Genomic DNA, 6,661 nt, shown 5'->3' with positions numbered 1-6,661 from the left:
TTTTGGCACGCTGTTGAGTTCTCAAGGTGCGGACGCTTCCTTCGTTCCTGTCTCCAGGCCCTCCGGGCGCTTCCTTCGTTTCCGACTCTATCAGACCCTTTCGGTGTCCGATTCCCCGTCGGAGGGGATTGCCTTTCCGGCCTTTCGGGCCGTTCCGACGAGTGAGACTTTAGCGGATTCCCCGCCCCCGATGCGAATCGAGGGTTTCGGATCCTCATTTCGCAAAAACGAACGGAAAGCAGTACGACACGACGGATGACGGTCGTCAGGCTCGGTGTTGGTTCTTGCGGAATGGCCGTCCGGGGCCGACCGGAGTCGGTGCTCACGTCGGACAGCCCGAAGAACATTACGCATCGGACGAAGCCGTGTCAACCCCGCAGGTCGGAGGGGGCTCGCCGGTGATCACGGACGGAGGCTGGAGACGACCTCGGCCGTGGCGGCCACCCCGTTCTGGATGGTGGGGGCCATGCTCGTGCCGGCCAGGAAGAAGCCGAGCAGGGCGCAGACCACGGCGTGGGTGACCTTGAGGCCTCCGCTGCGCATGAAGACCACGGCCAGTACGACGAGCAGCACCACGACGGAAACGGAAACGGCCATCGCTCTCACGTCCTTCTTCTGCCGCACCGGAATTGCGGCGTTCGGCGGACAGTGTGGCGGAATGGGCGATCCGTCCGGCGGAACGACGGGGCGGCCAACCGGGTGAGAGGCGAAAGGATCATGCGGCGCCGGGCTGCGGCAGGCAGTCCGTCCACTCGACGGTCCGGTCGCACCAGCGGTTCAGGAGGACGCGGTCGTGGCCGACGGCGAGGAGGCCGGCGCCGGTCTCCTCGCGGTAGGTCTCGACGGCGGCGACGAGGGCGGCCGTGGTGGAGGCGTCGAGCATCGCGGTCATCTCGTCGCAGACCAGCCATCGGGGGCGCAGGGTGAGGGCGCGGGCGAGGCAGGCGCGCTGGAGCTGGCCGTCGCTGACGGCGTGGGGGCGGCGGGTGAGGAGTTCGGGGGTGAGGCCGACGGCGGGGGCGAGCTCGGCGACGCGGGCGGTGGCCTCGGCCTTGCGCCCGGTGGCGCGCAGGGGCTCGGCGATCAGGTCGGCGAGGGTGAGCCGGGGGTCGGCGGCGGTGCGGGGCTGCTGGAAGACGACGCCGACGGCGGTGCGCCGCTCGCGGGGGGCGCGGTGGCGCCAGGCGGTGACCTCGGTGCCGTCGAGGACGAGGCGGCCGGCGTCGGGGCGGTGGAGGAGGGCGGCCACGCGGGCGAGGGTGGACTTGCCGCAGCCGCTGGGGCCGAGGAGGCCGACGGACTCGCCGGGGGCGATGGTGAGGGAGGCGTCGCGGAAGACCGGCCTGCGGGGCTCGTATCCGGCGGTGACGGAGTCGAGTTCAAGCACGGGAGCGCTCCGGGTGGTGGCAGGCCACCCCGGCGCGGAGGGCCGGGACGGTGGCGCAGAGGTCGGTGGCGCGCGGGCAGCGCGGGGCGAAGGCGCAGCCCTCGGGGAGGTCGGAGAGTTCCGGGGGCATGCCGGGGATGGGGGTGAAGGCGCGGTCGGGGAGGGCGTCGAGGAGGCCGCGGGCGTAGGGGTGGTCGGGGCCGGTGGTGCCGAAGAAGCGGTGGGAGGGGGCAAGCTCGACGATGCGGCCGGCGTACATGACGGCGACGCGGTCGGCGATGCGGGCGGCGGCGGTGAGGTCGTGGGTGATGAGGAGGAGGCCGCGGCCGTCGTCGGCGTGGCGGCGGAGCTCGTCGGCGGTGCGTTCGACGAGGTCGCGGTCGAGGCCGGTGGTGGGTTCGTCGGCGAGGAGGAGGGGGGCGTCGCCGATGAGGGCGAGGGCGGTGGCGGCGCGCTGCGCGAGGCCGCCGGAGAGCTCGTGGGGGTAGGAGTCGAGGTGGGTGGCGGGGAAGGCGGCGCGCGCGGCGGCGTCCTCGGCGGCTTTGCGGCGGCCGGGGCGCGGGGTGTCGGTGAGGGCCCGGACGGTCTCCTCCAGGTGCGCCCGGACGGTGCGGACCGGGGTGAGGTGGGCGGCGGGGCTCTGCGGGACGAGGCCGATGCGTCGGCCGCGTACGGAGCGGGCGAGGGTCTTCTCGTCGGCGGTGAGGAGGTCGGTGCCGGCGATGAGGGCCGTACCGCTGGTCTCGGCGTTGGCGGGGAGGAGGCCGAGGAGGGCGGAGGCGAGGACGGACTTGCCGCAGCCGGATTCGCCGACGAGGGCGAGGCACTCCCCCGGTGCGAGGTCGAAGTCGGCGTCGGTGACGGCGGCGACCGTGCGGCCGCCGCGCAGGCGGAAGCGGACGGTGAGGCCGCGGACGCTGAGGAGGGCGTCCTCGGCGCGTTCGGCGGTGACGGCGTCGAGGGCGCGCGCGACGCGGGCGTTCACAGCATCAGCTCCGATCGGCGGCGGGGGTTGAGGCGGTCGCGCCAGACGCCGGCGAGGCCGGCGATGGCGAGGGTGGGGACGATGAGGAAGAGGCCGGGGAAGAGGGTGGGCCACCAGTCGCCGGCGAGGAGGGAGGAGCGGGCGGACTGGACGAGGTTGCCGAGGCTGGCCTGGTGGCTGGGGAGGCCGAGGCCGAGGAAGGAGAGGGCGGACTCGTGCCACATGGCGTGCGGGACCATCAGGACGGCGGCGAGGCCGGCCTGCGGGAGGACGGCGGGGAGCAGGTGGCGGGTGGCGACGCGGCGGCGGGAGGCGCCGCCGGAGATCGCGGCCTCGATGTGGGGGCGGGTCCGGAGGGAGAGGACCTCGGAACGGACGATGCGGGCGGTGGAGAGCCAGTGGGTGACGGCGACGGAGGCGATGACGGGCCAGACGCCGGGGCGGAAGAGGGCGACGACGAAGATGCCGAGGAGCAGGTGCGGCACGGAGGAGAAGGCGTCGACGAGCCGCATGAGGGTGCGGTCGGTCCAGCCGCCGAGGGCGCCGGCGGTCGCGCCGACGGCGGTGCCGAGGACGGTGGCGACGAGGGCGGCGACGAGGCCGACGAGGAGGGAGATCCGCAGGCCGTAGACGCAGCGGAGGAGGAGGTCGCGGCCGACGTCGTCGGTGCCGAAGGGGTGGTCCCAGGAGGGCGGGAGGAGTTTCCGGGAGAGGTCGACGGCCTGTTCGTCGAGGTGGACGAGCGGGGGGACGAGGAGGACGGCGAGGGCGACGGCGCCGACGACGGTGGCGGAGGTCCAGAGGCGCAGGCGGTGGGTGCGGGGGTCAGCCATCGAAGCCCACCCTCGGGTCGGCGAGGCCGTAGAGGAGGTCGGAGAGGAGGTTGCCGAGGAGGACGGCCGCGGTGGCGAGCACGGTGAGTGCGGCGAGCAGCGGGAAGTCGACGGCGGTGGCGGCCTGGACGGTGGCGGCGGCGATGCCGGGCCAGCTGAAGACGGTCTCCACGAGGAGGGCTCCGGTGATGATCTCGGGGACGCGGGAGCCGATGAGGGTGAGCATCGGGAGCATGCCGGAGCGCAGGGCGTGGCCGGTGAGGACGGTGCGTTCGGCGAGGCCGCGGGCGCGGGCGCCGCGGACGGGGTCCTCGTCGAGGGCGTCGCCGACGCCCTGGCGGACGTAGAGGAAGAACCAGGGCAGCTGGGTGAGGCCGAGGACGAGGGCGGGGAGGACGAGGTGGCGGGCGACCTGGTCGGGGGTGACGGTGTCGCTGGCGGTGTCGGTGAGGCCGCCGGCGGGGAGGACGCCGAGTTCGAGGGAGAAGAACCAGATGGCGAGGAGGCCGAGCCAGAAGGCGGGGGCGGCTTCCAGGGTGTAGGCGAGGGCGCTGACGGTGCGGTCGAGGAGGCCGCCGCGGCGGCGGCCGGCGAGGACGCCGAGCAGGGTGCCGAGGGCGATGGCGACGGCGAAGGCGGTGGCGGCGAGGAGGACGGACCAGCCGAGGCGTTCGGTGATGACGTCGGCGACGGGGCGGCGCATGACGGAGGAGTCGCCGAGGTCGCCGGTGACGGCGGAGCCGAGCCATTCCCACCAGCGGGTGAGGAGCGGCTGGTCGACGCCGAGGTTGTGGCGGAGCTGGTCGAGGTTGTCCTGTGAGGCGGTGAGGCCCGCGGTGCCCGCGTAGGCCTTGACGGGGTCGAAGGGGGAGGCTTCGGCGACCGCGAAGACGGCGAGGGTGACGCCGAGGAGGACGGGGACGGCGGCGAGGGCGCGCCGTCCCGTCATCCGGGCCATGGCCCCCCAGGGGAGGCGGCGGCTCACTTGTTCGTGTCTCCGGTGTTCTTCTTGGGCTTCCAGGTCTCGACGTTCCACCAGGGGCCGGCGGCGAGGCCGTGGTCGTGGGGTTCGACCTGGGTGCCGAGGCCGTCCCAGGCGTCGTTCACGACGTAGAGGTGGTCGATGTGGGTGAGGAAGGTGTAGCCGGGGTTCTCGACGAGTCGGCGCTGGACGGTGTCGTACGCGGCCTTGCGCTCGGCCTGGTCGTTCGTGCGGCGGCCGGCTTCGAGGGCGCGGTCGACGGTGTCGTCGGCGTACCGGGCCATGTTGTTGAAGCCGTCGCCGGCGAGGGTGGACTTGAGCAGGAGGTACTGGTCGAAGTCGGGGTCGCCGGGGGAGCCGCCGCCGGCGAGGACGGCGTCGGTCTTCATGCGGGGTTCGATGACCTCCCAGGTGCCGGCCTGGGTCTTGATCTCGATGCCGGCCTTGCGGGCGTCGGAGGCGTAGGCGAGGGCGTGGTCCTGGCGGAGCTTGTCGCCGGAGAGGTACCAGAGCGGGAAGGAGGCGCGGACGCCGTTCTTGGTGCGGACGCCGTCGGGGCCGGGCTTCCAGCCGGCCTCGTCGAGGATCTTCTGGGCGCCGGCGAGGTCGTGGCGGCGTTCGGTGCCCTGGGCGAACCAGGGGCTGGCGGTGGGGACGGGGCCGTAGGCGGGCTTGCCGGCGCCTTCGAGGATCTTGTCGACCATGGTCTGGCGGTCGACGGCGATGTCGAGGGCGCGGCGGACGGCGGTGTCGCCGGCGACGGGGTTGTGGGTGGGGAGGGTGACGGTGCGGTAGTCGTAGGTCTTGGCGGTGTAGGTCCGCTTGGTCTTGTCGTCGGCGAAGCCGGCGGCGAGGTTGGGCGGGAGGATGGCGCCGTCGAGGTCGCCGGCGCGGAGGCGGGTGGCGCGGACGTCGTCGTCCTTGATGATCGCCATGGTGAACTTCTTCACCGCGGGGGCGCCGTTCCAGTACGTGGGGTTGGCCTTGAAGGTGAGCTTCTCGCCCTTGGACCAGCCGGTGAGGACGTAGGGGCCGGTGCCTATGGGGTGGGTGGTGAAGGCGCCGGTGTTGACGTCCTGCTTCGCGGCGACGTGTTCGGGGGCGATGGCGTGGACGGTGCGCTCGGCGAAGGGCGCGTAGGGGTACTTGAGGTGGAAGACCACGGTGTCGTCGCCGACGGCCTCGACGCTGTCGAGGGCGTCGAGTTCGGTGCGGGAGGGGTTGTTGGTCTTCGGGTCGAGGATCGTCCGGTAGGTGAAGACGACGTCCTTGGCGGTGAAGGGGGTGCCGTCGCTGAAGGTGACGTCGTCGCGGAGGGTGTAGGTGTAGGTGCGGCCGCCGTCGCTGATGTGCGGGAGCTCGCGGGCGAGGGCCGGCTTGAGCTTCATGTCGGCGTCGAAGGCGAGGAGGCCGTCGAAGATCTTGGAGTTGCCGTCCTTGCCGTAGCCGAGGAGGGGGCTGAGGGTGTCGGGCTCGTAGGCGATGCCGACGACGGCGGAGTCCTTGAGGCCGGTGGGGCCGGTGGTCTCGGTGCCGGGGTTCGTGCAGGCCGCGGTGGCCAGGGCGAGGGCCCCGGTGACGGTCGCGGCGGTCGCGCGGCGGACGGTTCGGGCGGCCATCGTGCCCACACCCCTTTTGAAGATCAACTGTTATTGCGAACAGCTCGCAATTAAACCGCATGGGTGCGGCGGAGCGCCGGGTGGGGTAGGCCGCCCCGGACATCGACGACACGGGAGCAGACCATGGGCGACGGGTACGAGGACGGGGCGGCGGGTCCGGGCGGGGCGGAGGCCGTCCTGGGGGCCGCGGAGCTGTTCGACGGGGTGGGGCTCGACTACGAGCGGGCGTTCGGGCGGCTGCCCGCGCAGCTCGCGGCGGTCGAGTGGCTGATCGGGCGGCTGCCGGCCGGGGCCCGCGTGCTGGACGTCGGCAGCGGTACGGGACGGCCGGTCGCCGCGCTGCTCGCCGCCGCGGGGCACGAGGTGACCGGGATCGACGTCTCCCGGACGATGGTCGAGGTGGCCAGGGAGCAGGTGCCCGGGGCGCGGTTCGAGCGGGTGGACGTGCGGGACCACACCCCTCCGGAGGGAGGCTACGACGCCGTGTGCGCCTTCTTCCCGCTGCTGATGATGGACCGGAAGGACCAGGCCCTGGCGGTGCGCCGGATGGCCTCGTGGCTGGTGCCGGGCGGACTGCTGGTGTCGGCGACGGTCCCTGCGGACGTCGAGGGCCTGGAGATCACCTGGATGGGGCGGCGCGCCCGGGTCTCCAGCTTCTCGGCCGAGGCGTACCTGGGGCTGCTGCGGGACGAGGGCGGTCTGGAGGTGCTCCACCACGAGCTGTCGGTCTTCACGCCCGAGGTGGAGGGCGGCGAGCCCGAGGAGCACCTGTTCTGTTACGCGCGCCGCGGGACGGGTGCCGGTGGGTGAGGCGCGGCGGCCGGGGGCCCGTGGGTCCCCGGCCGCGCGGTGGCG

Annotated in this window: 7 protein-coding genes; 1 reads left to right on the top strand and 6 read right to left on the bottom strand. The window is 73.3% G+C overall.

Features of this window, described 5'->3' with window-relative positions; all coding sequences use genetic code 11:
• Positions 1–402: 402 nt before the first annotated feature.
• The 6 genes from ACFZCF_RS26890 to ACFZCF_RS26865 all read right to left on the bottom strand — a co-directional run bounded on the left by ACFZCF_RS26890 (position 403) and on the right by ACFZCF_RS26865 (position 5,806).
• The gene (locus tag ACFZCF_RS26890; protein ID WP_388448682.1) at positions 403–597 is read right to left on the bottom strand and encodes a hypothetical protein; all 195 of its coding nucleotides are present in this window, start codon (positions 595–597) and stop codon (positions 403–405) included.
• 118 nt (positions 598–715) lie between these two features.
• Entirely contained in the window at positions 716–1,387 is a 672-nt protein-coding gene (locus ACFZCF_RS26885; RefSeq protein ID WP_388448680.1) for an ABC transporter ATP-binding protein, read from the bottom strand.
• The gene (locus tag ACFZCF_RS26880; RefSeq protein WP_388448678.1) at positions 1,380–2,372 is read right to left on the bottom strand and encodes an ABC transporter ATP-binding protein; all 993 of its coding nucleotides are present in this window, start codon (positions 2,370–2,372) and stop codon (positions 1,380–1,382) included. The genes ACFZCF_RS26885 and ACFZCF_RS26880 overlap by 8 nt, the downstream gene beginning before the upstream one ends.
• A complete protein-coding gene (locus tag ACFZCF_RS26875) occupies positions 2,369–3,205 on the bottom strand; it encodes an ABC transporter permease subunit (protein ID WP_391289371.1) in 837 nt (278 codons plus the stop codon). Before ACFZCF_RS26875 ends, ACFZCF_RS26880 begins: the two co-directional genes overlap by 4 nt.
• Positions 3,198–4,190: an ABC transporter permease subunit gene (locus ACFZCF_RS26870; protein WP_391289369.1), complete on the bottom strand. Its 993-nt coding sequence runs from the start codon at positions 4,188–4,190 to the stop codon at positions 3,198–3,200. The genes ACFZCF_RS26875 and ACFZCF_RS26870 overlap by 8 nt, the downstream gene beginning before the upstream one ends.
• Complete coding sequence (locus ACFZCF_RS26865; RefSeq protein WP_391289367.1) at positions 4,187–5,806, bottom strand: ABC transporter substrate-binding protein; 1,620 nt, start codon at positions 5,804–5,806, stop codon at positions 4,187–4,189. Before ACFZCF_RS26865 ends, ACFZCF_RS26870 begins: the two co-directional genes overlap by 4 nt.
• 123 nt (positions 5,807–5,929) lie before the next feature.
• Here ACFZCF_RS26865 and ACFZCF_RS26860 point away from each other — a divergent pair, with 123 nt between their 5' ends.
• Positions 5,930–6,616, top strand: coding sequence for a methyltransferase domain-containing protein (locus tag ACFZCF_RS26860; RefSeq protein ID WP_391289365.1), 687 nt, complete (start codon positions 5,930–5,932; stop codon positions 6,614–6,616).
• The last annotated feature ends 45 nt before the right edge of the window (positions 6,617–6,661 follow it).

Source organism: Streptomyces sp. NPDC007945, assembly GCF_042958885.1.
Taxonomy (GTDB): domain Bacteria; phylum Actinomycetota; class Actinomycetes; order Streptomycetales; family Streptomycetaceae; genus Streptomyces.
Note: the sequence above shows the minus strand (reverse complement) of the source record. Positions and strands in the feature narration are given on the sequence as shown.